This is a genomic window from Roseovarius sp. THAF8 (assembly GCF_009363735.1).
In the GTDB taxonomy this organism is placed as follows: Bacteria; Pseudomonadota; Alphaproteobacteria; order Rhodobacterales; family Rhodobacteraceae; genus Roseovarius.
Map to the genome: position 1 here is coordinate 13,390 of NZ_CP045413.1, position 25,364 is coordinate 38,753.

13 protein-coding genes and 5 pseudogenes are annotated in these 25,364 nt (G+C 65.7%); 6 read left to right on the forward strand and 12 right to left on the reverse strand.

Annotated elements, in window-relative coordinates:
- Positions 1–103: 103 nt before the first annotated feature.
- The 3 genes and pseudogenes from FIU85_RS21385 to FIU85_RS21395 all read right to left on the reverse strand — a co-directional run.
- Positions 104–1,438: a CAP domain-containing protein gene (locus FIU85_RS21385; RefSeq protein ID WP_254703093.1), complete on the reverse strand. Its 1,335-nt coding sequence runs from the start codon at positions 1,436–1,438 to the stop codon at positions 104–106.
- A gap of 240 nt (positions 1,439–1,678) precedes the next feature.
- A complete protein-coding gene (locus FIU85_RS21390; RefSeq protein ID WP_152498451.1) occupies positions 1,679–2,743 on the reverse strand; it encodes a helix-turn-helix transcriptional regulator in 1,065 nt (354 codons plus the stop codon).
- Positions 2,744–3,455: 712 nt separating this feature from the next.
- Positions 3,456–4,668, reverse strand: a pseudogene (locus FIU85_RS21395) (Tn3 family transposase); the annotation flags it as partial.
- A gap of 25 nt (positions 4,669–4,693) precedes the next feature.
- Here FIU85_RS21395 and FIU85_RS21400 point away from each other — a divergent pair.
- Positions 4,694–4,882: pseudogene (locus FIU85_RS21400) on the forward strand (recombinase family protein); the annotation flags it as partial.
- A 320-nt stretch (positions 4,883–5,202) separates the two neighbouring features.
- On the opposite strand, the pseudogene FIU85_RS21405 reads toward FIU85_RS21400, so the two are convergent.
- The 4 genes and pseudogenes from FIU85_RS21405 to FIU85_RS21420 form a co-directional block, all read right to left on the reverse strand.
- Positions 5,203–6,097, reverse strand: a pseudogene (locus FIU85_RS21405) (UDP binding domain-containing protein).
- A gap of 128 nt (positions 6,098–6,225) precedes the next feature.
- On the reverse strand, positions 6,226–7,077 hold the full coding sequence (kdsA, locus tag FIU85_RS21410; protein ID WP_152498452.1) for a 3-deoxy-8-phosphooctulonate synthase: 852 nt from the start codon (positions 7,075–7,077) through the stop codon (positions 6,226–6,228).
- A complete protein-coding gene (locus FIU85_RS21415) occupies positions 7,074–7,865 on the reverse strand; it encodes a 3-deoxy-manno-octulosonate cytidylyltransferase (RefSeq protein ID WP_152494714.1) in 792 nt (263 codons plus the stop codon). The genes kdsA and FIU85_RS21415 overlap by 4 nt, the downstream gene beginning before the upstream one ends.
- Before the next feature lie 202 nt (positions 7,866–8,067).
- Positions 8,068–9,318 (reverse strand): glycosyltransferase family 4 protein, encoded by a 1,251-nt coding sequence (locus tag FIU85_RS21420; protein WP_152494713.1) that lies wholly within the window; start codon positions 9,316–9,318, stop codon positions 8,068–8,070.
- Positions 9,319–9,656: 338 nt separating this feature from the next.
- Here FIU85_RS21420 and rfbC point away from each other — a divergent pair, with 338 nt between their 5' ends.
- Both rfbC and rfbB read left to right on the forward strand, forming a co-directional pair.
- Entirely contained in the window at positions 9,657–10,217 is a 561-nt protein-coding gene (gene rfbC, locus FIU85_RS21425) for a dTDP-4-dehydrorhamnose 3,5-epimerase (RefSeq protein ID WP_152494719.1), read from the forward strand.
- Positions 10,214–11,226: pseudogene (rfbB, locus tag FIU85_RS21430) on the forward strand (dTDP-glucose 4,6-dehydratase). Before rfbC ends, rfbB begins: the two are co-directional and overlap by 4 nt.
- Positions 11,227–11,287: 61 nt before the next feature.
- Here rfbB and FIU85_RS22635 read toward each other — a convergent pair.
- A complete protein-coding gene (locus FIU85_RS22635) occupies positions 11,288–11,449 on the reverse strand; it encodes a twin-arginine translocation signal domain-containing protein (RefSeq protein WP_368372989.1) in 162 nt (53 codons plus the stop codon).
- Between the two features lie 56 nt (positions 11,450–11,505).
- On the opposite strand from FIU85_RS22635, the pseudogene rfbA reads away from it, so the two are divergent.
- Both rfbA and FIU85_RS21445 read left to right on the forward strand, forming a co-directional pair.
- A pseudogene (rfbA, locus tag FIU85_RS21440) lies at positions 11,506–12,376 on the forward strand (glucose-1-phosphate thymidylyltransferase RfbA).
- 147 nt (positions 12,377–12,523) lie between these two features.
- A complete protein-coding gene (locus tag FIU85_RS21445; RefSeq protein WP_152494712.1) occupies positions 12,524–16,300 on the forward strand; it encodes a DUF4214 domain-containing protein in 3,777 nt (1,258 codons plus the stop codon).
- Positions 16,301–16,617: 317 nt separating this feature from the next.
- Here FIU85_RS21445 and FIU85_RS22570 read toward each other — a convergent pair whose 3' ends face one another.
- Both FIU85_RS22570 and FIU85_RS21455 read right to left on the reverse strand, forming a co-directional pair.
- Positions 16,618–18,714, reverse strand: a complete 2,097-nt coding sequence (locus FIU85_RS22570) for a DUF4214 domain-containing protein (RefSeq protein WP_152498453.1) — start codon at positions 18,712–18,714, stop codon at positions 16,618–16,620.
- Between the two features lie 90 nt (positions 18,715–18,804).
- Complete coding sequence (locus tag FIU85_RS21455; protein ID WP_152494710.1) at positions 18,805–21,492, reverse strand: DUF4214 domain-containing protein; 2,688 nt, start codon at positions 21,490–21,492, stop codon at positions 18,805–18,807.
- 205 nt (positions 21,493–21,697) lie between these two features.
- On the opposite strand from FIU85_RS21455, the gene FIU85_RS21460 reads away from it, so the two are divergent.
- Positions 21,698–22,627, forward strand: coding sequence for a glycosyltransferase family 2 protein (locus tag FIU85_RS21460; RefSeq protein WP_172978964.1), 930 nt, complete (start codon positions 21,698–21,700; stop codon positions 22,625–22,627).
- A gap of 18 nt (positions 22,628–22,645) precedes the next feature.
- Here the strand turns inward: FIU85_RS21460 and FIU85_RS21465 are convergent, their stop codons facing one another.
- Positions 22,646–23,608: an SIS domain-containing protein gene (locus tag FIU85_RS21465; protein WP_152494708.1), complete on the reverse strand. Its 963-nt coding sequence runs from the start codon at positions 23,606–23,608 to the stop codon at positions 22,646–22,648.
- Between the two features lie 150 nt (positions 23,609–23,758).
- A complete protein-coding gene (locus FIU85_RS21470; RefSeq protein ID WP_152494707.1) occupies positions 23,759–25,165 on the reverse strand; it encodes a phosphomannomutase in 1,407 nt (468 codons plus the stop codon).
- Positions 25,166–25,364 lie beyond the last annotated feature (199 nt).

A 25,364-nucleotide genomic window follows, 5' to 3' on the forward strand; every position in this document is an offset into this window, starting at 1 on the left:
CGTTTGCGGAAGTGCGGACCGGGCCTTGCGTTGTTTTACCAGGGTTCGTCCCCCGGCACCGCCCCTTTTCGTAAGGGGCGGTGTTTTTGTTTCTGCGACCGGATCAGAAGGACAGGTCGTCGATGATCTCGGACAGAAGGGTGTTTTCGACGGTCAGGCTGTCACCGCCCGTCAGCGACAGGACGACGTCGCCGTCCACCATGTCGGCGCGGTTCGCGATCTCGGTCGCGCTGCCAAAGCCGTAGGCCGTGAGATCGATGATATCGCGGCCGTCCTCGAAGTCGCGGATCGTATCGTTGCCGCCGCCGGGGACAAAGACGAAACGGTCCTTTCCCCAGTTCCCGATCAGCAGGTCGTCGCCCTGACCGCCATTGATCGTGTCCGCGGCCCCGCCGCCCCTGATCGTGTCGTTTCCGGCGCCGCCATGCAGCGTGTCGGCCCCGCCGTCGCCAAAGATCCGGTCGTCGCCACTGCCGGCATTGACCGTGTCGCGTCCCGAGCCGCCGCGCAGTTCATTGTCGCCCCGCGCATCGATCAGCAGGTCATTTCCATTGCCCGCCGACAAGGTGTCGGCCCCCTCTTCGCCGTACATCGTGTCGCCATGATTGCCTCCGTTCAGGGAATCGTTGCCGTCACCGCCGCGAAGGATGTCCGCCCCGGAGGAACCGATCATCGTGTCGTGGCCGTTGCCGCCGGACAGGTCGTCGTCGCCGGGTTCGCCCCAGATCATGTCGTTGCCGCCACTGCCCGATACCGTGTCATCGCCCAGCCCGCCTCGCAGCACGTCCGCGCCGCCTTGGCCATTCATGAGGTCATTGCCGTAGTTGCCGCGCATCTCGTCGTTGCCGCCCTGACCGGTCAGCGTGTCATCACCCCCGCCACCGTGGATCGTGTCCGCCCCTGCCGTACCGTCCAGACGGTTGTCGGCGCTGTCCCCGCGTCGCAGGATGGGGCCTTGGGGTTCGGGATCCGGTTCGGGTGTCACTGGGGGCACCGGAGTGCCGCCGCCAGTATCCAAAAGTGCCGATCCGGACGTGGAGGCGAAAGTCTGGGTAATCATCACCACGTCGTAGCCCTTGTAGTCGCCTTGCTCGATCCCCAGTCCAATATAATCGTAATTGGGGTTCAGCAGGTTGGCGCGGTGGCCCGAACTGTTCATCAGGCTCTGGTGGATGTCCTCCACATCGTCCTGGATGCCGGGACTCCCGCGCTCGCTCTGGAGGCCCACGTTCTCACCCGACCGGGTGGCCCCCGAAAAGTCGAAACCCGCATCGATCATCCGATCACGCGGGCTGGAGCCGCCCTGACCGGTATGCGAGAAGATATCCGCCGCCAGCATCCACTTGCTGTGATCCTCCGCGGCATCGTTCAAGCGCTGCTCGAGCCGCAGCGGCACGACACCGATCCGGGCGCGCTCTTCGTTGATGAGTGTAAGCATGTAGTATTCGGACGCACTTGCGTTTGCCATGCCGATTGCCCTGTTTGTTCCTGCCTGCAGAGGATTAATCATAAAATATGAATGGGGTATAATCCGGGCATGTAGGGCGGGTGGAATTTAGCCGAAAACGGGATGGGGTCGGCGCGGATCTGCCGATTGGGCGCGGTTGGGGCATGCCAGGCGGCCTTTGGCGCCGCGCGCCGGGATTCAATGCGCCCGGCCTCCGCAACATCTCTCCGATCAGGGCGGGGTTTCGTTGCCACCCTCGCTCGGGGCGATCGCCATGCGGATCAGCTCACCCTGATAATGCGAGACGAACTCGCTCTGGCGACGGGTGCTGGTCTTTGCCAAGATACGTTTCATGTAGCTGCGGACCGTCGACACTGCCAAATCGGTTGCTTTGGCGGTTTCATCGAGGGATTTTCCGCGCAGGACGTGGTGTGCCACGCGCCGTTCTGAGGCAGTCAGTCCGGAAAGCTTCAACAGATGGTCCCGTACCATCGGGTTTTCCTCGCCGCGCCCCAGGATGACCAGGGCCCGGGGCTCGGAAAATTCGGTGAGGCGGGAAATCCAGACCATCCGGTTAGGCCCGCTTTCGGTGCGCAGCGAAACGATCGACGGTTTCGCCTCGGGTCCCGTGGCCAGGTCGAGCGCCTTCTGAAAAGCGTCCTGGACCTTGTGGGTGCGGGCCACGAGACGTTCCTTGTCGATCTCGAAATCGCCGTTTCTGGCCAGCCATTCATTGCTGATATTGGCGCTGCACTCGATCGTGCCGGTGCTGTCGACCACCGCGAAATGAACGGCCAGGACACGCAGCGCCGTATCGATCAGGCGGTTGGTGCGGGGGCTTTTCTGGCCGATGATGTTCCTGAGCTGCGCGGCCGCAAAGGAAAGAGCGACGGACAGGAACGTGTCGGGAGGGCTCTTGTCGCCGGATGTTTTCCACCCCTGGACGGCAACCAGAGGATAGAGGTGACCGGTGGGCTTGCCGACGATGATCTGGAACGGGGCGGTCGCGAACTCATGCTGCGCGGCGACCCCTACGGCCTCTTCCGGATCCGGCGCGGCATCCGAAGCCGCGGGACGCCGGGTCTGGCCGCGCAGGTCAATCTTCTGCATCACCCGGGTTAGCCGGCTCAGAATCTCGTTTTGGTCCCCCCGTTCCGCAGGGTTCCTGTACCCGGACCAATGGTCCAAGAAGAACCCGCCATGCGTGTCGTAGACACCCATGTAGATCATGTCGACATTCGCCGAAAGGGCCAGTTGGTCGGCGAACTCACAGTATCTGCCGGATGCGTGAGTCATCTGTCCGACACCCCGAACGCACCCCGCAATGACAAGCGTGTCACGCGCCGCGCATGCGGACCTGCAGGCCGGATCTGAACCATGTCGGGCGCCGCTTCTCCGCGCGCTGAAAATTGCTTGATCAGTTTCAATTGTACCATCACAGAAAAACCGATTCTTAATAAATTGTTAATTTCATAACAGTAAAGTAGGGGGGAAACCGTGCAAGCTTTATGGCAACATGAAGGCGGTTCTTCCATTTTACCGACAAAGTTACTTCCCAAGTATAATAAATATTACTGCCAGCCATTTATTCTATCGAAAACAGAAACAATTGCCGTGGTGAATTGTCCGTCGTAATGATCAGCCCATCTAAGTGGTCCGCGTTGAGTGTCCGTGCAGGGTCGGCCTCTGGTTCAGCGGAACGATGGTTTCCGGGGCCAGCGGACTGTCGCCCCAATGTGAACTCACGCTGAAGCGCAACTTCTGATATGTCTTTTTATTCCAATCTGTTCTGGATTTCCAACAGCTTGGTTTCGAAGATTTCCGCCGGGGTGTGATACCCGAGGCAGGGGTAGATTCCGGTAGGGGGCAGGATCGTATCACAAGGCTCTGAGGCCCCCTCCTTCCCTTCAATTTGAGCCCTGTGGCTGTCTTCATGGTGGCGATGAGCGTGGTGCGCCCGTTTGGTGGCTGTGAAGGTGGCAAGATATAGGGGTGATTACTGCCGCCGTCACCGATACTCGCCGGTTAGCAGGATGTGGGTCCGCCCGAGCGGGGAGATATGCGCCAGCAGAGCCGGGTCGCAATTCAGGCCGGCCCGCTGCCGCGCCGCCACGGCCTGACCGAGGTGCTTGGTGTTCCAGTAGATGATGATGGCGGCGAGCAGGTTGAGGCCGGCCATGCGGTAGTGCTGCCCCTCGGCGGTGCGATCGCGGATTTCACCCTGACGCCCGATACGCAGGGCGTTTTTCAGGGCGTGATGGGCCTCGCTTTTGTTCAGTCCGATCTAGGCCCGGCGCTGCATGTCGGCGCCGAGGAGCCACTCGATGATGAAGAGGGTGCGCTCGACGCGGCCGATTTCGCGGAGCGCCACGGCCAATTCATGTTGGCGCGGATAGGCCGCGAACTTCTTGAGCAGCTGACTGGGCGGCATCGCACCCGTCACCATGGTGGCGGCGGACCACAATACGCCAGGCCAGTTCTGGACTATGAGCCCCTCGCGGATCATGCCTCCAATCTGACCGCGCAATTCGCCCGGCGCTGAGGCGGGATCGAACAGGTAGAGCCGTTTGGATGGCAGGTCGCGGATACGTGGGATGAACCAGAACCTGAGCAGTGAGGGCACGGCAAACACGTGATCGGTAAACCCGCCAGTATCGGCATATTGCTCGCGGATTTTCCGCCCGGCCTCGTTCATCAGCAACCCGTCCAGAATGTAGGGCGCTTCGCTTACGATGGCCGGAATGTTCTGGGTCGCGAACGGGCCTAACTGGTCGGAGACATGGGTGTAGGCCTTGAGGCCCGGCTCGGAGCCATATTTTGCGTTGATGAGGTTCATGGCTTCGCCCTGCCGGGCGGTGGGGAAGAATTGGCCGTCGCTGGACGCGGTGAGGCCGCCACCCCAAAACTTGGCCATGGGCAGCCGGGATTGCGCCTGCACGCGCCGCCCTGGCCAGCCGCGCCAGCCCGTCGGTCATGCGTGCCTTGCGGTCAACGAGCCAAGCCTTCGGATCGAGCGGCACCGCCAGTCTTGGCGCATCCTTCACCGCCTCTGCGGGAACCAGAGCTTGTTTCAGATTCCCATAGCGCCGGGAGTGAGGGACCCAGATATCGCCGGAGCGGAACGCATCTCGCAGATGGAACAACACCGCCACTTCCCAGAGCCTGTGGCCATCTTCTTCCTGCGCATTCAGGTGACGATGCCATTTCGAGCCGCGCCGCAGGAGGCCAAATTCCGAGGAGGTTCAACTGGGACAGCGCGCTGCCATCTATGCCAGAGTTTCAACGTCTGATCAGTCGTGTGACCGGCAGGTATCAGAGTTGACCGAATTCGTTGAGCGCGGCGGTTATGAGATAATCGGTGTGTTCAAGGAAACGGCCTCTGGCACCAAAGCCAACCGTGCCGAACGTGGTAAGCTCATTGACCTGGCCCAAGCCCACACTCTCTGCCTGTTCTCATTGGGGCAGAGTGTGACACTTCTACTTTGCAGATGTGGGACACTTTAACTTTGCGGGCACAGAGATAAGTCTGGTAATGTATATTATGTATAAAAAGATGCTTCGCAAACCGTTGCGGTCAGCTGTTCGGGCGACCGGTGCCCGAAAGCATGTTCCCGACAGGCGTTGTTGCGCAGCTGCGGGCCAGGGAGTGGCGGGTAGTCGTATCGCCGGTTCTCACACGCCGGCTCTTTCATGCGTTTGATCGCGGCCCCGTCATCTTTCGGACGTGAACGTCAAGCGCATCTACCGGCGACACCTCAGTCGGATCCGAACAGATCGCGCGTGAACACCTTGTCGGCCACGTCCTTCAGGTCGGGGGTGGTGCGTTTGGCCAGGATGATATCGCTCTCGGCCTTGAACGCCGCCAGATCGTGCATGACCTTCGATCCGAAGAACTCCAGATCCGACATTTCAGGTTCGTAGGCCGCCACTTCGATGCCCTTTGCCTTTGATGCGTTTCATCACATCCTGGATCGAGCTTTGGCGGAAGTTGTCGGAGCCCGACTTCATCACCAGCCGGTAGACCCCGACCCGCCCGGGCTTGCGCGCCAGAACCTGGTCGGCGATGAAGTCCTTGCGCGTGCGGTTGGCATCTACGATGGCGCGGATCATGTTATGCGGCACTTTGGCCAACAGGTTGCCGAAGGTTTCCGCCCGTGCTGACAGTTCGCCCACGATGATACGGCTGGGGTGCAGGCTGTCGTAGAGCGCGCGCCCCTCGCGCAGAAACTCGGGGCTGAAGATCACACGGTCGCCGCCCAGCTCGGCGGACAACCGGGCGGTAAAGCCCACCGGCACCGTAGACTTGATGACGATCACCGCCCGGTCGCTGGCCGCGACGACCGCCTGCGCCACCGCCTCAACGGTGGAGGTGTCGAAGAAGTTCACCACCGGATCGTAGTTGGTCGGAGTGGCCACAATCACGAAATCCGCCTCGGCATAGGCTGCCTCCGCCTCGGTGGTGGCCCGCAGGCTGAGTGTCTCGTCGCGCAGGTAGCGCTCGATATCCTCGTCCAAGATCGGGTTCTAGCGCGCGTTGACCTGGGCCACCCGCTCAGCGCTCACATCGACGGCCGTCACGTCGTTGTGCTGGGCAAGCAGCACCGCGTTCGACATGCCGACATAGCCGATACCGACGACAACGGTCTTCAGTGACATGGACGTCTCCTTTGCCTCAAAGCCTGTGGGCCTGGCCCGCCTTAGTGAATTCCGACCGGAAGTGGAATGCCCGTAGACCGGGCCGGCGTGCGCAGGCGGCAGAGCGAAGCCTCCGGTCCGGCCTAGCCGTTCAGGTCCAGCGACGGCTGGCTCTTGGTCAGATCATCGATCTCGCGCAGCTGGCCGATCAGCGCGCCCATCTTCGACACCGGGATCATGTTCGGCCCGTCGCTGGGCGCATTGTCCGGATCCTGATGCGTCTCGATGAACAGCGCCGAGACGCCGACCGCGACGGCCGCGCGCGCCAGCACGGGGGCGAATTCGCGCTGGCCGCCCGAGGTGACGCCCTGGCCGCCGGGCTGCTGCACCGAATGCGTCGCGTCGAACACCACCGGGTAGCCGGTCGCGGCCATGGTCGGCAGGCCGCGGAAATCGCTGACCAGCGTGTTGTAGCCGAACGAGGTGCCGCGGTCGCACAGCAGGATGTTCTCGTTGCCGGTGGAGGCGATCTTTTCGGCGACGTTGCCCATCTCCCAAGGGGCCAGGAACTGCCCCTTCTTGACGTTGATCGCGCAGCCCGTCCGCCCGGCGGCCAGCAGCAGGTCGGTCTGGCGGCACAGGAAGGCGGGGATTTGGATCACGTCCACGACCTCGCCCGCGGGGGCGCACTGGTCCGCCGCATGCACATCCGTGAGGATCGGGCAGCCGAATTCCTCGCGGATCTTCGCGAGGATCGCGAGCCCCTCCTCCATCCCCAGCCCCCGCTGGGTCGAGATGGAGGACCGGTTGGCCTTGTCGTAGCTCGCCTTGAAGATGAACCGCGTCCCGGTGGGCGCACAGGCCTCGGCGATCCTGTCGGCCATCATGCGGGCATGGTCGAGGCTTTCCAGCTGGCACGGTCCGGTGATCAGCGCGAAGGGGGTCTTGGCACCGATGGCGATGTCGCCGACGGTCACGGTACGGGGGGCTATCATGGCAGGCTCTCTAGGGCTTGTTCGATGCGCGGGACATCGGTGGGGTTGTTGAGTTCCCAAAACACGCGGCCGCGGGCCTCGACCTCGACGCAGCGCACCGGCACGCCGGCGTGCAGGAAGCGCAGCTGTTCGAGCCCCTCAAGGGTTTCCAGCTGGCAGACCGGTGTCGCGGCATAGGCCGCGAGCGCATCGGGACGGTAGGCGTAGACGCCGACGTGGTGGAAGACGGGGATCGGATCGGGCAGCTTGCCCGGATCCACATAGGGCAGCACTTCCTTGGAGAAGTAGAGCGCCCGCATCTGCGCGTCGAAGACCGCCGTGGTGCCGCCGACACGGCCCTGCGCGCGGTCCTCGCGGAAGGCGTCGTAGGTGTCGCGGTCGCAGCGCAGCACCGGCGTGGCCATGCCGATGCCCGGCTCGGCCCGCATCGCGTCGATCAGCGCCTCGACGAACCAGGGCGGGGTCAGCGGCGCATCGTCCTGGAAGTTGATCACCAGCTCGGGGGCCGTGGCCAGGGTGTTCACCGCTTCGGCCACCCGCGCGGTCCCGTTCTCGCAGGCGGGATCGGTCATCACTACCTCGGCGCCGAAATCGCGGGCGGCCTCGGCGATGCGCGTGTCGTCGGCGGCGACAAAGACGGCGTCGACGCCCCGGATGGCGCAGGCGGCTTCCCAGTTCATCTGGATCAGGGTCTTCCGGCTGCCGTCGGGCTGGCGCAGGGTGGCCAGAGGTTTCGCCGGGTAGCGGGTCGAGGCGTAGCGTGCGGGAATGAAAAGCGCTGTCTTCATGACGTCTCCGGTTAGCGGCCAGCCTTCTGGATGGGCGGATACCGCTTGGGAATCGCGGATCGGAAAAGGGTGTCCGGTGCGCCGCAGTGCCTAGCACGCGCCCCCCGGGATGGCCATATCCGGCAGCACCGGGCGGCGGATCGCGCCTCTGCCGCGTCGGCCGGGCTCGGGGCGGGGTCGGAACCGGGCACGGGGTGCGCCGTCAGGGCAGAACGATCCGCCGCGCCTGCGGCACCAGCGCGTTCATCTGCGCCACATGGACCGGCAGGCAGCGGGTGAGGAAATCGTAGGTCTCGACCACATGCGCGCGCGCGGCGGGACCGAGATGGGCATGATCGCCGGGATTGGCCAGGACATCCACGACCTGATCGGCCAGTCTGTCGGGGTCGAAGAAATCCACCAGCAGCCCGTTCTGCCCGTGGGTGATCGCCTCGCGCACCGGGGCCACGTCGGAGGCCACCACCGTGGCCTGCATCGCCATGACCTCGAGCAGCGACCAGCTGAGCACGAAGGGCATGGTCAGGTAGATGTGGCAGCGGCTCAGCTGGATCACCTGGCAATAGACCTCGTAGGGCACCCGGCCCAGAAAATGCACCCGGTCCCAGTCGATGCTGTCACCGACCTCGGCCTCCATCTCGCCGCGCAGGCCGCCGGGATGCGTGCTTTCGCGCCCGTAGGAGGTCTCGTTGCCGCCGATCACCAGAACCCGCGCCGCGGGCCGCTCCGCCAGGATCTTCGGCAGCGCCCGCATGAAGGTGGGAAACCCCCGCGCCTTCTCCATGTTACGCGCCATGTACGTAAAGACCTCGTCCTCGCGCGTCAGCATCCGGTCCAGCCGGCCCAGCGACAGCCGCACCTGCGGGTCCGGCATCAGCCTGTCGGTGCGGATCCCGTCGTGGCAGACATACATGCGGTCCCGGAAACTTGCCGGAAAGCGGTCGCGCTGCCAGACCGTCGGCACATGGCCCTGGTCCACCGCCTCGATGCTGGCCAGGGGCACCGCGTTGCGGCCGACGTTGAAATAGGGGGTGTGTTCGGACACCTTCTCCGCAGGGTCGAACCCCACCAGCCCGCCCTGCATCCGGTAGTAATATTCGAAGAACCCCAGAACCGGCACATCCGGCCAGAGCTGCTTGAAGAACAACAGCTCCCCCCAGCCGGTATGGCCCAGGATCAGATCCGGTCGGAACCCCTCGGTCCGTTCCAGCTCGCGCGCCGCCATCATGGCGCCGAACCCCGCACCCGCGGCTTCTTCCCAAGGTTTCGACAGCCCGTAGGCCTCCTTGGAGGGGACGTGATGGGGCCGGTAGGGCACAATCTTCACGCCCGCGATCGGCACCGACGGTATGCGCTGGGTCAGAAAGACAAGCTCATGTCCGCCCTGCGCCGCCAGATACTGCACCAGTTCGCGGTACTGCCCCGGCATGTTCTGATGTGCAAAAAGGATTTTCATTCAGGCACTCTTCCAGACGGATATCATGATGGATCTTGGCCCTTGGCGTCAAAGCCTTGCAAAAAACCGGGAGGTCGCCGGGACGGAAACCGGTATTCGTTGTGGCAGTAGGGGATTGCCGTTGCAAGCTTCGTCTGGAAACAGCCGGACAGGATGACGATGGACCGCGCCCCCAATATGCCCCGGTGCAGGCACCCGACATTGGCAGATCGGCAACGCTCGTGGACAAAAAAGCCTGTCCCAACCGGACACGGAACCGTGAAACTGGCCCCCCCGGCATCGCGGCCGGTAGACATGCAGCAAAACAAAATCGCCAGAAACTGGCGAACCGAGGCAAGATGCAGGTCACACGAACAACACTTCCGGGGGTGGTCGTCCTCACCCCCGTGCGCCATAGCGACGCCCGTGGCTTCTTCAGCGAAAGCTGGAACAAGGCCCGGCTCGATGCCGCGGGCTTCGTCCACGACTTCGTGCAGGACAACCATTCGCTGTCGGCGGCGGCGGGCACCATCCGCGGCCTGCACTTGCAGTCACCCCCGCATGCCCAGGCCAAGCTGGTGCGCTGCGGGCGCGGGCGGCTCTACGACGTGGCCGTGGACATCCGCCGCGGCTCACCCACCTACGGGGACTGGGTCGGGGTCGAGCTGTCCTTCGAGAACGGACGCCAGCTGCTGATCTCCGGAGGCTTTGCCCATGGCTTCGTCACTCGCGAGCCGGACACCGAAATCGTCTACAAATGCACAGACTACTACGCCGCTGACTGCGACGGCGCGATCCGCGGGGATAGCGCCGGGATCGACTGGGGCCTGACCGCCGATCCGGTGCTGTCGGAAAAGGGGGTTGCCGCCCCGGCGCTGGCCGATCTCGACACCCCCTTCGTCTGGAAGCGCGCAACATGAAGCTTCTGGTCACCGGTGGCGCGGGGTTCATCGGCTCCGCGGTGGTGCGCCGCGCCATTGCCGACGGGCACCAGGTGGTGAACCTGGATGCGCTGACCTACGCGGCCTGCCTCGACAACCTGGCCCCGGTGGCGGACGATCCCGGCTACACCTTCGAACATGCCGACATCCGCGACCGCGCGGCGCTGGACCGAATTCTTGCAGATCACGCCCCCGACGCAGTGATGCACTTGGCCGCGGAATCCTATGTCGACCGGTCCATCGACGCCCCGGCCACCTGCTCGAGGCGGCGCGGGCCTACTGGACCGCCCGCGGCCGTCCCGACGGCTTCCGGTTCCATCACATCTCCACCGAGGAGTTCTTCGGCTCCCTGCCCCCAGACCCCGACGTGCAGTTCACCGAAACCATGCCCTACGATCCGCGCTCACCCTATTCCGCCTCCAAGGCGTCGTCGGATCATCTGGTCCGGGCCTGGCACGAAGCCTACGGGCTGCCCGTGGTGCTGACCAACTGCTCCAACAATTACGGTCCCTATCATTTTCCCGAAAAGCTGGTGCCTGTGGTGATCCTGAACGCGCTGGCGGGCAAGCCGATCCCGGTCTACGGCCAGGGGCTGAACGTGCGCGACTGGCTCTATGTCGAGGATCACGCCGAGGCGCTCCTGCTGGTGGTACGGCAGGGCGCCGTGGGACGGTCCTACAACATCGGCGGCGAGAACGAGGCCCGCAACATCGACCTGGTCGAGACGATCTGCGGCATCCTCGACCGGCTCAGACCCGCCGATGCCCCTTATTCGTGCCTGATTTCCTTTGCTGACGACCGTCCGGGCCATGATCTGCGCTATACCATCGCACCGGATTGGATCCGCGCGGAACTGGGCTGGCGTCCGTCGGTGACCCTCAAGGAGGGACTGGAGCGGACCGTCCGGTGGTATCTCGACAACGAAGCCTGGTGGCGCGCCCTGCAGGACCGGGCGGGCGTGGGCCGACGGCTGGGTCGGGGGACATGATCCTCGTCTTCGGCCAGGCCGGACAGGTCGCCTGCGAACTGCAGCCCGGCGGGTTCTATCACTACGGCGGCCAGCACTGGGTCGGCTGGGCCGACTTCGCCCGCGCGACGTTGACCCAAGCGACGACCATCGAGGACATCCCGACCGAAAGCTGGCCCACCCCGGCGGTCCGGCCCAGAAATTCCCGCCTCGATAGCGCCAAACTGAAGACAGATTTCGGCATTAACCCCCGAATTGGAAAAAGGGCCTGCAAGAATTACTCAAGGAGTTGGACCGCGCATGACCTCACGCAAGGGGATCATCCTGGCCGGGGGCTCGGGCACGCGGCTCTACCCGATCACCATGGGGCTGTCGAAACAGCTTTTGCCGATCTACGACAAGCCGATGATCTACTATCCGCTGTTGGCGCTGATGCTGACCGGGGTCCGCGATATCGCCCTGATCACCACTCCGCAGGACCAAGACCAGTTCCCCCGGCTGCTGGGCGACGGGTCGCAATGGGGCCTGGCGCTGCACTACGTGGCGCAGCCCGAACCCGAAGGGCTGGCCCAGGCCTATCTGCTGGCCCGCGGTTTCCTGGACGGCAGCCCCTCGGCGATGGTTCTGGGCGACAACATCTTCTTCGGTCACGGCCTGCCGGACATCCTCAGAACGGCGGACGCGCGCCAGGCCGGGGGCACGGTCTTTGGCTACCGCGTGGCCGATCCGGAACGCTACGGCGTGGTCCGGTTCGACGCGGCCGGCAGGGTGCGCGAGATCGTCGAAAAGCCCGAAACACCGCCCTCGCGCTTTGCCGTGACCGGCCTCTACTTTCTGGACGGCACCGCACCCGACCGGGCCGCCCAGGTCAAGAAATTCGCACGCGGAGAGCTCGAAATCACCGACCTGCTGCAGATGTATCTCGATGCGGACGCCTTGTCGGTGGAAATCATGGGCCGGGGCTATGCCTGGCTCGACACCGGGACACATGGCTCGCTGCTGGATGCCTCCAATTTCGTGCGCACCCTCTCGCAACGCCAGGGCCAGCAGATCGGCAGCTCCGACGAGATCGCCTGGCAACAGGACTGGATCGACGCCGACAGGCTGCGCGCGCGCCGAGATGTTCGGCAAGAACGGCTACGGCGCCCATCTGCTGGATCTGCTGCAATGATTCTGACATCCCGACAAACCGCCAACGGCACGCCGCGCGCCTGCTTTCTCGCTCTTCGAAACGCCCTGTTAACCGCGGACCGCCAGATTTCAGGCGCCGCGGGAAGGCGCACTCCCACCAGGCACACTAACAAATGGACAGATCCACATGACTGAGCTTTTCGACGATTTCTATCCGCCGATGCCGGCTTCCTCGACGGCCTTCGAAAACAACGACAGCCTCGACGATGCCGCCAGCCTGGTCGAAGGCACCCATGCGGTGACCGGATCGGGCATCGACTATTTCCGCTTCGAGGCGCAGAACGGCCCCTTCGAGGTCGTGATGACCCCGGACGACCCGAACCAGAACCTGAACATCGAGCTGCTCAATGAAAACGGCGACTCGCTGGGTCTGGGCCGCACGATCACGTCCAGCGGTCCGGAATCGATCATCCGCACCCTGCCCGAAAACGGCACCTACTATCTGCGCGTCTACGACCCGGTCCACGGCTATGCCTCGGTCCCCGGGGTCGATCTGAACTACACGCTCGATCTCGATCTGCCGCAATTCGTGGCCGCCGACGGCAACAACACCCGCGCCCAGGCCGCAGTCCTGTCCGAGGGCACGCATGACGTTCTCGGCCGCGAGGTCGACTGGCACCGCATCGACGCCACCGCCGGGGAAATGAGCCTGGTCCTGCGCGAGGTGCAACTGCTCGACGATGCCGCCGACACCCGCGACGATCCGCGCAACCTGCGGCTGATGCTGACCGACGCCCAGGGCAACGTGCTGACCGGCGGCAGCTTCGACACCGCCACCGGCCCCGAAACCATCAGCTACCTGGTCCCCGAGGACGGCGTCTATTACGCCAAGGTGATGACCGCGCAATTCGGCGACAGCGCGCCGGACGGGACGGTGCTGAGCTATCAGCTGAGCCTCGACCTTGCCGATCCGGTCGCATCGGACGGCAACGACAGCCGGGCCACGGCGACCCCCCTCGGGTCCGGCCGTCTCGAGGTTGACAGCGGCACCGGCGTGGACTGGTACCGGGTCGACGCAAGGCCGGGCGTGATGCGCTTCGACATGACCCATACCGGGGCGACCACCCCAGGCGGCGCGGAAATGAACCTCAACATGGAGCTTTATGACGCCAACGGCACGGTGCTGCGCAGCAACTTCGTCGCGAACGGCGACGAAAGCCTCAGCTACGTCTCGCACACGGGCGGCACCTATTACCTCAAGGTCTACTGGGCAGCCTATCCCGACGGGGCGCCCAACGGGGTCGCGCTCAACTACGCGCTCGACGTCGACCTGCCGCAGAAGACCTGGGCCACCACGCTGGACTTCGGCCCGGCGCGCAATGCCTCGGTGGCGCTCTACGACATCGACAACGACGGCCGCGACGAGATCTTCGTCGGCACCTCGAAGGCGCTGGACGCCGAACAGAACGAGGTCCGACCCGCCGGGCTGATCGTGCTGGAGGACAACGGCGCCGTCAAATGGAGCCAGACATTCGCCGCCCACGCCGGCCCCGACCCGGTGACCGGCAAGATCTACCAGACCACGTCGGTGACCACTGCGCCGGTGTTCTCGGACATCGACCACGACGGCGACATCGACATGGTGGTGGGCCTGGGCGCGGACAGCCGCGAGGAAGGCAGCGCCGCGGGCCAGCCCGGCGACAGCGGCGGCGTCGCCGCGCTCGACGGCCAGGGCAACCTGCTGTGGCGCTTCACCACCAACGACAGTTTCGGCAACGATTCCAGCGGCCCCGACGGCCGCCCCGACGGGGTCTACGGCGCCCCGCGCATCTTCGACATCGACGCCGACGGACAGGTCGAGGTGATCTTCACCTCCTGGGATCACTATTTCTACGTGCTCGACGGCCGCAACGGCGCGGTGGAGCTGAAATTCGACCTCCACGACACCGCGGGCGCGACGCCGGCGGTGGCCGATCTGGACGGCGACGGGATCTACGAACTGGTGGTGCCGGCGGACATCACCAACAACGACGCCGCGGGCCTGCCCGATCAGGGCGGCATCCTGCATGTGCTGAACAATTACGCCCAGCCGATCGTGCCGGGCTGGACCGATCAGGTCGCCACCACCACCGAGGCGGATTTCCGCGGCAAGTTCGAGCCGCAGTCGCTCTGGTCGAGCCCGCAGATCGTCGACCTCGACCGCGACGGGCGGCCCGAAATCGTGCAGGGCACCGGCAACTTCTTCCAGGACGACCGCGGCCAGTACGTCAAGGTCTGGAACGCCGACGGCTCCCTGCGCTTCCAGTTCGACACCGACGGCCGGGTGCTGGCCAGCCCGCTGATCGCCGACCTTGACGGCGACCGGACCCCCGAAATCGTCGTGGCCACCCTGGCGGGGCGTGTCTATGGCCTCTCGGCCAGCGGCGAGATGCTGTTCGACACCCAGGTCGATCTCTATACCAACGGGTTCGATGCCGCCAGCACCGGCCTGCCGATCGCCCGCCGCCCGATCGCGGTGGATATCGACAATTCCGATGGCGATCTGGAGATCCTGCTGTCCATTGGCGCCCAGACGGTGGTGCTCGATTCCGACGGCACCCAGATCAACAGCCGCACGCAGGTGGAATATTTCTTCAACACCTATGCCGGCGCGCCGGCGGCCCGCGACATCGACAACGACAACCTGCTCGACATCGTCTCCAGCGGCACCACCGGCAGCGCCGATCAGGCCGTGGTCTATCGCTGGGAGAACCTGACCGACGTGGCCGCGCCGGAGTTCCGCACCGCGGCCTACCAAGAGATCCAGTCGCTGCATGACATCCAGTCCTTCGTGGACCGGTTCTACGAGAAGATCCTCGGACGCAACGCCGATCCGCTGGGGGGCAACCTGTGGAGCGATTATCTCCACACCGGGACCCGCAGCGGTGCCGATGTCGCGCGCGGCTTCATCTTCAGCCCCGAATTCGCCCGGCAGGGTCTGGACGATGCGGCCTATGTGACAGTGCTCTACAGCGCCTTCTTCGACCGGGCGCCCGATCCGGGCGGATTTTCGGGCTGGAGCGCCCTGCTGGCCGATGGCATGAGCCGGGCGGATGTGCTCGAAGGCTTCATCGGCTCGCGCGAATTCGCCAACCTGGCCAACACCTACGGCATCCGCGCGGACAGCACCACTTCGGCGGGGTCGGACGCGGCAGTGCTGCAGGGCGACCCCGGCGAAAGCGACATGCTGCGGGCCGGTGCGGGCAACTCGATCCTTCGCGATGGCGACAGCGTCGCGGAAACCGGCGCCTTCAACGAAACCGAACTCGCCGGCCAGGTCTATCGCCTCTACGGCGCCACACTTGGCCGCGAGCCGGGCGGTTCGGGCTTCCAGGCCTGGTTCAACGGCATCAATTCAGAGGCCATCACGCTCGACCAGGCGGCGGGCGGCTTCATCGCGTCGCCGGAATTCGATATTACCTACGGTGCGCTGTCGGATGCGGACTTCGTGCAGCTGCTCTACCGGAACGTGCTGGGACGCACGGCCGACCCGGCCGGGCTTGCCGGATGGCTCGACTTCCTGGCCGGCGAGGACAATACCCGCGCCGATGTGGTCCTGGGCTTCTCCGAAAGTGCCGAATACCGGAACCGCACCAACGCCGCCCTCGACACCTTCATGCGCGATGGTCCGCCGGAATGGAACGATGTCCTCGAAGGCGGAGCCGGCGACGACACCATGAACGGCGGCCTGGGCAGCGACATCTTCGTGTTCCGCAACGGCGAAGGCGGGGCCGATGTCATCAACGGCTTCGAACCCTGGGACCAGCTGCAGCTTTCGGGCTTCGGCCTGCAGGACAAGTCCGAGGCCATCGCGCTGATGCGGCAGGACGGGTCGGACGTGATCTTTGCGCAGGGCGACCAGCAGATCACCTTCACCGACACGCCCCTCGCGCACATGCAGCGGGTGAGATACAACCTAAGCTGACCGGACATCCGCCGTCCCGCGCCCTGACCGGGCCGGGACGGCGCTGCCCCGAGCGGACACGCCGCCGCCCCGCCCGCCAAAAAATCGCCCGCCTCGACCTGCGTGTTGGGACGGCCCCCGCCGGACGGCGGGACCGGCAAGAACGGGACCCGCACAGAGACGGGTCGGTGGAACAGGTCAGTGAGACACGTCGCTGAGACGGAGCCGTCCGCGGACCGCCGGGAACGGCGGCCCGTCCCGGCCTGGACGCGCGTGTCGGGTCCGGGTGCCGGATGGCGCCGGACTGCGGTGTCAGAGCCCGCTGCCGGAGACCGCCGTCAGAGCAGGAACATCTGGTCGCCGATATCCGTCAACTGGCTGTCGTGGAAGACCACCTGCGTGCCCTGGTCGTCAAAGACCAGATCGGCCCCGGCCTGCGTCATGTGGCTGCGGACCTCGGCAGCGGAGGCATAGCCGAAGGCCGCGAGGTCGATCACGTCCCAGGCCTCCAGGTCGAGCACCTCGTGGCGACCGCCGTCGCCGGGCGAGAAGACGAACGCGTCACTCATCACGCCGCCCGCCAGCACGTTGTTGCCCGCGCCCCCCTCCAGCACGTCCTGTACCCCCTGGGCGCGCACCCAGGTTTCGAGATCCGCCGCCGTGGCATTGCGGAACTCGGACGATTGGGCAAAGCCGCGCACCACCTCGGCCCGCGTGCCGCCGGCCTCCAACACATCGAGCCAGCCCGCGCGGCCCGCCGCATCCGATGCCCGGTCCAGCACGTTGCGGTACATCAGCTCGATGAAATCGCCGTCCGACAGCGCGCCATAGGTCGACTGGAACTCGGCGGAGCCGACGAATCCCTGCACCACGCCAAGATAGCCGTGGCCCTCCGACAGAAGCTTGGTCCAGCCCAGGAACCCGGCCGCGTCCGGGGCGCGGTCCAGCGTCGCCTGGTAGAGCCGGTAGACTTCGTCCTGCCAGTCCGGGGCGCTGGCGGCGGCCGCCGCCGCATCCGCCAGCACGCCCGAACGGACCTGGAATTCCGCGCTCTCGGAAAAGCCCAGCACCACCTCCGGGCGGCTGAAGCCGTTCTCGATCAGGTCCAGCCAGGCCGCGACCTCTGCCGCGTCGGCTGGCCGGTCCAGCACGTTGCGATACATCAGTTCGACGAAATCGGCGTCCTGAAGCGCGCCGTAGACGCGCTGGAACTCGGCGCTGGCCACGAAACCCTCCGCCACCTGCGCAAGGTTCTGCGCACCTTCGAACAGCATCTCCGTCCAGCCCTGGTGTCCCGTCACGTCCGGCGCACGGTCCAGCGTCGCCTGGTAGAGCCGGTAGACCTGGCCCGCCACCCCGGCCACCGCGGACACCGGCAGGGCATCCCCGTAAAGGACATCGTCACCCGCCCCGCCCCGCAGCGTGTCGGCACCCGAATTGCCGATCAGGACATCCGCGCCGGTGCCACCCAGAAGCAGGTCGTCGCCCGCCCCGCCCACGTCGCGCAGGGGCGTTTCACCCTGTGCATCGGCGGCAAAGGCATCGCGCTTGAGGTTCTCGTCTCCCATCTCCACCGAAAAGGAAATCGTGCCCGCCAGCGTCGCGCCCGAGACGGTCACCGTATACAGGCCGTTCGGCAGCACCATCTGGTATCCGCCGGATGCCCACGTGGTGGTCTCGAACCGGCCGCCGGCGCCCGTCGCCGTCACGGTCAGGCCGCCCAGCCCTTCACCCATGTCGTAGAACCGGTCGCCGTCGCTGTCGTCGATCACCACCCCCAGAAGCTGCGGCTGATAGTCCCGGCGGCTGCCGAAGTTCTGCGTCACGGCATAGGGGCCGACGCTGTCGGTCGCATCGTCGGCACTGTCGTCGATGGCGCTCATGCCGACCTCGGTGAAGGCGCCGTTCATGATCGAGACCCGGTGCCCCGCGGCATCCTGGATGCCGTCCCCGATGCTCTGCCAATCCGGCAACAGGCGGCCGTCGCTGAAATCTGCATCGTCATAGCCCCAGTCGATGAAGAACCCCGCATGCCCCTGCAGCGGGTCCTGGGTATAGGCGAAGACGTTTTCGCCCGCGCGGCTGAAGTCATAGCCGGCATTTCGGATCCGGTCGCCAAGCGAGGCTTCGCCCGGCAGTTGGTGGGACTGCGCATCGTGCTGGATCATCTGTTGCGAATGGCCTTCGGCGGCATCGGCCAGCGCGCCGTTCCAAGCCACGGGGGCCACCGGGTCCAGCGCCTTGAGCTGCGCCCGCAGCGCCTCTAGGTCGACCCCGAAATACCGTATGGCCGAGGTGATGTTGCCTTGCACACCCGTGGCCGTGGCGGCGTTGGAGATCAATTCATCGAATTCACCGACGGGGTCCAGACGGGCTCGGTTGGTATATTCCAGAAGCAACTGCTCGAATGCATCCGGTGTATGTGACACACTCATCTCGCCCTCCGTCAACTATATGGCTGCATCTGTTTGGTATACGGATAAGGTCCTTTTGCGACCTTAACCGGACGCGGATATGACGATGCGTCAGAACGCGAACATGCCGGGGTGAAAATCGTCCAGGGTCAGGCCACGTAATGTCACGCAGACCTGCTGATCGAAGAAGATCAGGTCATCCCCCCGCACCGCCAGATGGTCCCACACATCCGCTGCGTCGTCATAGCCGAACCCCTCGAAGACCAGCACATCCCAAGCTTCGGGGTCCACCACGGTATGGCTTGCCCGGGTGTCGGCGTGAAACACGAAACGGTCGGACATCATTCCGCCTTGAAGCACGTTCACCCCCTCTCCCCCGTCCAGCTGGTCGTCGCTCCCCTGGGCGCGGATCCAGTCGATCATCGGTTCGGCCATGGCCCGCTTGAACTCCGGACTGCCGGTAAAGCCCATCACCACGTCCTGGCGGCTCAGGGCGCCGCTGCCCAGCCCGTCGGTCCAGCCGGCCAGCCCGGCGGCGTCCGGCGCACGGCCCAGCACGTTCTCATAGAGCAGCGTGACGAAGGCGCTGTCCTCGGTCACATCATAGGTGCGCAGGAATTCCGCGGAGCCGGTAAAGCCCGACACCACGGTCCCGAGAGGCATGCCCTGCGCCAGCTGCCCGGTCCAGAAGGTGAACCCGCCAAGGTCGGGCACCCGGTCGAGCGTCGCCTGATAGAGCCGGAACACATCCTCCGACCAGGACGCCTGCAGAGCGGCCCGCGACACCTGCAGGACGTCGATGGCCGTGGCCGCGCGGAACTCCGCGCTTTCGGAAAAGCCGACGACGACCGCCGCCCGGCTCATCGCGCCGCTCTCCAGCCAGGCGGTCCAGTCGGTGAGCCCGGCGGCATCCGGAGCGCGGTTCAGCACGTTGTGATAGAGCAGCGTGACGAAATCCTCGGCGTCCAGCGCACCGTAGATTCTCCCGAACTCCCGGCTCTGCACGAAACCCTCGGCCGCCCCGGTCAGGTCGAGCCGGTTCCCGATCAGCAGATCGGCCCAGCCGAAAAGCCCCGGCATGTCCGGGGCGCGGTCGAGCGTCGCCTGGTAGAGACGGAATATCTGCCCCGCGACAGGGTCGAATTCGGCATCGACACTGCCCCCCGCCAGCCAGTCGTTCCCGGCATTCCCGACCAGCATGTCGGCGCCCGCGCCACCGGTCAGCGTGTCGTCGCCCGTTCCTCCTTCGAGAAAATTCGACGCCGCACTGCCGACGATGTTCTGGTCGCCCAGACCCAGCGGTTCCACCGGCAGATGCGACAGGTCGCGCAGGTCGGAGACGCTGAAATCCGCGGCCGTCAGGCGCTGACCGTCCGCGCTGCGCACCTCGGTGATCTCGTCGCCGAGGTGAATCTCCGCCCCCCAGGACCGCGTCCGGATATCCAGCGCCTCCACGCTGTAGAACCGGCCCATCTGCGACAGGTCGAGCCGATCCTCGCCCAGTTGAAAACCGGTGATCACATCCCGTTCACCGTCTGCCTGCAGAACGAAAATGTCGCGTCCCGCTTCGCCGGTCAGCACGTCCCGTCCGGCACCGTCGATCAGGATGCGGCCTCCAGCCTCCGCCGGCAGGGTGTCGTTGCCGACAGGCCGGTCGGACCCGCTCGCTCCGGTTGGCCGGTCCTCGCCCGCCTGTCCCTGCTGCGTGGTCACGTCGGACCCGAGCTCAACATCCAGCCAGGTGAGCCCCAGACCGCTGGTTTCCGCTTCGGGATGCGGCATGCGGCCCGCCACGGCGATCCCGAACCCGGTCTCTCCCGCCGCCAGCGCCAGAGCGGAGGGATCGGTCAGCGCCATGACATTGTCGTCGGAAATGCTCTGCAGGTGCAGCAGGCGCCCGCCCGGCAGCAGGGTCATCACCGTGAGCCCGTCGTCCATGCCGCCCGCCACGACGAAGACCCTGCTGCCGACCGCCACCGTCTCGAGCACCGACAGCCCCGAGAACCGCGTGTCGCGCTCGTCGATGACGTGATCGGTCACGACCATGCCACCGTCCGCCCCCAGCGCCACCACCGAAACCGAACTGGACCCTTGGGCACCGACCAGCGCATAGGACTGTCCGGCCGTCTCCACAACGTGCACATGCGTCGGCGACTTGACCCAGAGACCATCGCGCACATCGACCTGCCCCAGCACCGACATCTGCCCGTCCGCACCGACCTGAATCCGCATCAGGCGGTTTCCGGCGGTCGACAGCGCCAGCACCGTCCCGTCCCCCACGTCAGCGAGGGCCGGGACGTCACCCGGCACTAACCCGAGTGTCAGAGACTGTTCTACTGCGGCGAACCGGCTGTCGCCCGTCTGCTGCCAGATATTCAGGCTCTCGTGCTGGCGTCCCGCGCCGATCAGGAACTCCCGCCCGCCCGACTGCAGCATTGTCAGCGCGGTCAGGCCCTGCGTCCCGCCTTCCCCCGACACCGACAGGCCGAGGTCCGCCGCGATCTCGCCATTCGTCGCCAGCCGGACACCGCTCAGCGTCTGCCCGCCGGCCGCCAGCAATTGGGTGCTGCCGTCCGACTGCATCGCCAACAAGCTCCAGGGCGGCTCGAGACTGTGCGAGACCCCGAAGGAATGGGAATCCTGCCAGGTGAGAGTGGCCATGTCCCAGGCCTGTACGCGCCCCCCCTGCCCGGTCACGCTGTAAAGCATGCCCTGGTCCGGCAATACGACAAGATCGCTCAACCCGGTCAGCGCATCGACGTGCCCGTCGCTGCGCGTTGTTGCGTGACGTATCAACATTTCGCTTGCTGCCCATTCTCAGTCTCACCGCCGGGGGCAGACTGGACATCGGGCTTGTCGGGAGCGGGCAGGATTCTTGTCCAAATCTGGGAACATGACGAGAATGCGGTTCAAATCGGACCCATCCCGAGCGCCTCACCCTTGCGGGGGCGGGGCATCTGCGGCATCACACGGCTCAGCATTGATCCCAAACGGTGATCCGCACATGCCCGACCGCCAGCGCTTTACCATCCTGCTTTGCACCTATCAGGGCGAACGGCATCTGCCCGCGCAGTTGGAGAGCTACCTCGCACAGACCTACAAGGCCTGGGACCTGTGGGTCAGCGATGACGGGTCGCGCGATGCCACACGCGCCCTGATCGAGGCTTTCCGCGCCGAGGCCGGGCCGGACCGGACGGTGCGGATCATCACGGGGCCCGGGCAGGGAGCGACCCGGAACTTTCTGTCGCTGCTGTGCCATCCGGATCTTCCCCCCGGCCCCGTGGCGCTGTCGGACCAGGACGACATCTGGCTGCCGCACAAGCTCGAGCGCGCGGCAGCGGCGCTGTCGGCGGCGGCCCCCTTGACGCTTTACGGCGCACAAAGCCATTACGTGGACGCGGCCCTGCAACCGATTGGCAAATCCCCCCTGCCCCGGCGGGCCCCGAGTTTTGCCAATGCGCTGACGCAGAACATCGTCAGCGGGTATACCATGGTGCTGAACGACGACGCGCTGGCGCTGGCGCGCCGGGCCGGGGTGCCCGCCGCGGCACTGCCCTATCACGACTGGTGGCTCTACCAACTGATCTCGGGGGCCGGCGGCACGGTCGCGATCGACACAGAGCCTGCCGTGCTCTACCGCCAGCACGGCGACAACGTGATGGGCGCCCATCACGGCATGGCCGCGACCCTGAGACGGATGCGGATGGTCCTGGACCGGCGCTACGGCGACTGGTTGGACGCGAACATGACGGCGCTGGAGGCCTGCGACGCCCTCCTCACCCCGGACGCGCGGTCCCGGCTGGCGGCGGTGCGCGCCGTGCCGCGCGGCCATACCCTGCGGCGGGTGCTCGCCTTCGCCCGGGCGGGGCTGCACCGCCAGACACGGCGGACCACCGCGATGCTCTATCTCGCCGCGGCCCTGGGGCGGGTCTGAGCGGCGCGGGGCATGCGCTCAGACCACGCCCGCCCGCAGCAGGTCGTGGATGTGCAGGACGCCCAGGGGCACTTTGGCCGCGTCCACGATGATGACGACATTCACCTTCCGGGCGTTCATCAGCGCAAGCGCCTCGGGCGCGCGGCAGTCCGGCGCCAGGGTCAGCGGATCGGGATTGGCGATATCCAATGCCCTGCGCTCCATCAGGCCCTCCATGTTGCGCCTCAGATCACCATCCGTGATGATGCCGCTGACCCTGCCGTCCTTCATCAAAACACCGACACCGAAACCCTTGGAGGTCATGGCCAACAGGACCTCCGGCATCGGTGCGGTCTCGTCCAGCACGGGAATGGCGTCGCCGCCATGCATCAGGTCGGACACGCTGCGCATCTGCGCGCCCAGCTTGCCGCCCGGGTGATAGATGCCGAAATCCTCGGCGACGAAGCCGCGCTGCTCCATCAGCGCCACGGCCAATGCATCGCCAAGGGCCAGCGTCAGCGTGGTCGAGGTCGTCGGCGCCATCCCGATAGAACAGGCCTCGGGCAGCTTCGGCAGGGTCAGCCGGAAATCGGCCGCCCGCATCAGGGTGCTGTCGGGATTGGAGGAGATCCCGATCATCGGGATCCAGAACCGCTGCGTGTGATAGACGATATCGCGCAGCTCCGTCGTCTCGCCAGAATTCGAGATCAGGATGCAGACGTCGTCCGATCCGATCATGCCCAGATCGCCATGGCTGGCCTCGGTCGCGTGCACGAAATACGACGGCGTGCCGGTCGAGGCAAGCGTCGCGGCCAGCTTGCGCCCGATATGCCCGGACTTGCCGATGCCCGACACGATCACCCGCCCCTTGCAGTCGATCACCTTGTCGATGACGGCCTGGAAATCCGGCGGCAGATGATCCGCGAGATAGGCCAGGGCATCGGCTTCGATCATCAGGACGCGGCGGGCGACATCGGCACTGGGCGCAGCAGGTTCATGCATCTTGGGTCACTTCCGGTATGTAGCTCCGTCCGCCCGCCCTCGGGGGGAGCGCGCCAGAAAAGCACCCCCATGAAGGGGGCGGACAGTGTAGCGGCCGCCACACTTAGATGGGTATTTCACCTGTTGCAACCGGTCGGAAAGCCCGCCCGCTCACGGCTGCGGGGCAAAGGCGGCCTTCAGGCTGGTCAGATGGATGTCCAGCAGTTCCTGTGCGCGTCGTGCATCGGAAGCTTCCGCGTAGCAGCGGCATTCAGGGGCATTTCCCGACCCCCGCAGATGCACGATCTCGTCCTGGGCGAAACGGACGCGCAGACCGTCCGTCAGGTCCACCGATTGCTCCGCGCCGACCCCTTCGAAGAACCCGGCCCGCGCCGCCTTGTCACCGCTCAGCGCGGCGATCAGGGCCGCCGAGCGATCGGACGCGATGCCCTGGACCCGGTCAGAGGCTGTGAACCGGGCCGGCAGATCGGCCGCCAGCGCGCGCAGGTCCTGCCCCGCCGCGCGCGCGGCGGCCAGCGGTGCAACGAGGGGCAGCAGGCTGTCGCGGGTCATCAGCGGTTTCAGGGTGCCCGTACCGGCCTGCGCCGTAAAGCCCAGCAGGAAACCTCCGTTGGCCTCATATCCCACGACCTTGCAAGCCGGGTCCTGCGCAAGCATCTGCTCCATCGCCGAAATGACGAAGGGCGACCCGATGCGGGTGCGGACGATGGTGTCGAACTCTTCCATCCGGTCCACAAGCGTATTGGAGGACACCGGCGTCACGAGCGTATCGGCCCCCAGCAGACGCGCGGTGACCGGTCCGAGCACATCCCCCTGAAGCAAGGCACCGTCCGACCCCGCCAGCATCGGGCGGTCCCCGTCGCCATCCGTCGAGACGATCGCATCGAGCCCATGGTCGCGGGCCCAGCCCGCCAGCAGAAGGCGTGTGTCGGGATCGACCGCTTCGGTATCGACGGGGATGAACACATCCGAGCGGGCCAGCGACACCGTCCGCGCCCCCAGTCCGCGCATGATCTGCGTCATGACATCGCGCGCAACCGAACTGTGCTCGTAAACGCCTATGCGCAGCCCGCTCAGGGCCTCCGGCCCGAACGCCCGCAGGTAGCGGTCGACATAGTCCGGCAGGACCTGTGTACTCTGTCGCAGGTCGCCCCTGCCAGGCGCATCGCGGTCCTCCACCTCCAAGGCCGCGACGATCGCCGTTTCGTGGTCCTTCGAAATCTCGCCGTCCGGAACATAGAACTTCAGCCCGTTGCGATCCGCGGGAATATGGCTGCCGGTGATCATCACCGCCCCGTCCCCTGCCGCCATGCAGGTCATCGCAAGAGCCGGTGTCGGCACGGCGCCGTGGCTGACGGCCGTCAGGCCTGCGGCCCGGATGGCCGCGATCACCGCATCCGCGATGGCGGGGGAAGAGGGGCGCAGATCCCATCCCACATGCACGGCCCGGCCCTGCGGACAAGCCGCGATGAAGGCCCGCACGTAGCGGCGCACCAGATCCTCCGAAAGCTCCGATACGAGCCCGCGCAGGCCGCTGGTTCCAAATTTCGGTGCCATTGAACGTCCCCTTGTCCTGTGTCTTCTACCTATGTCTCTGACACGGTTGCCGGTGCAAGGCCCTCCGGGACGGTTTCAGCCTTTACCGCACCCCCGGTGACGCAGGAGCCACCCGGCATCGGGGCCCCGACGGAACCCTTCCCCGACGAGGCGCACCTGCCGGGACAGGCCTGATCCGATATTTTTTCAAAGGCGCCGC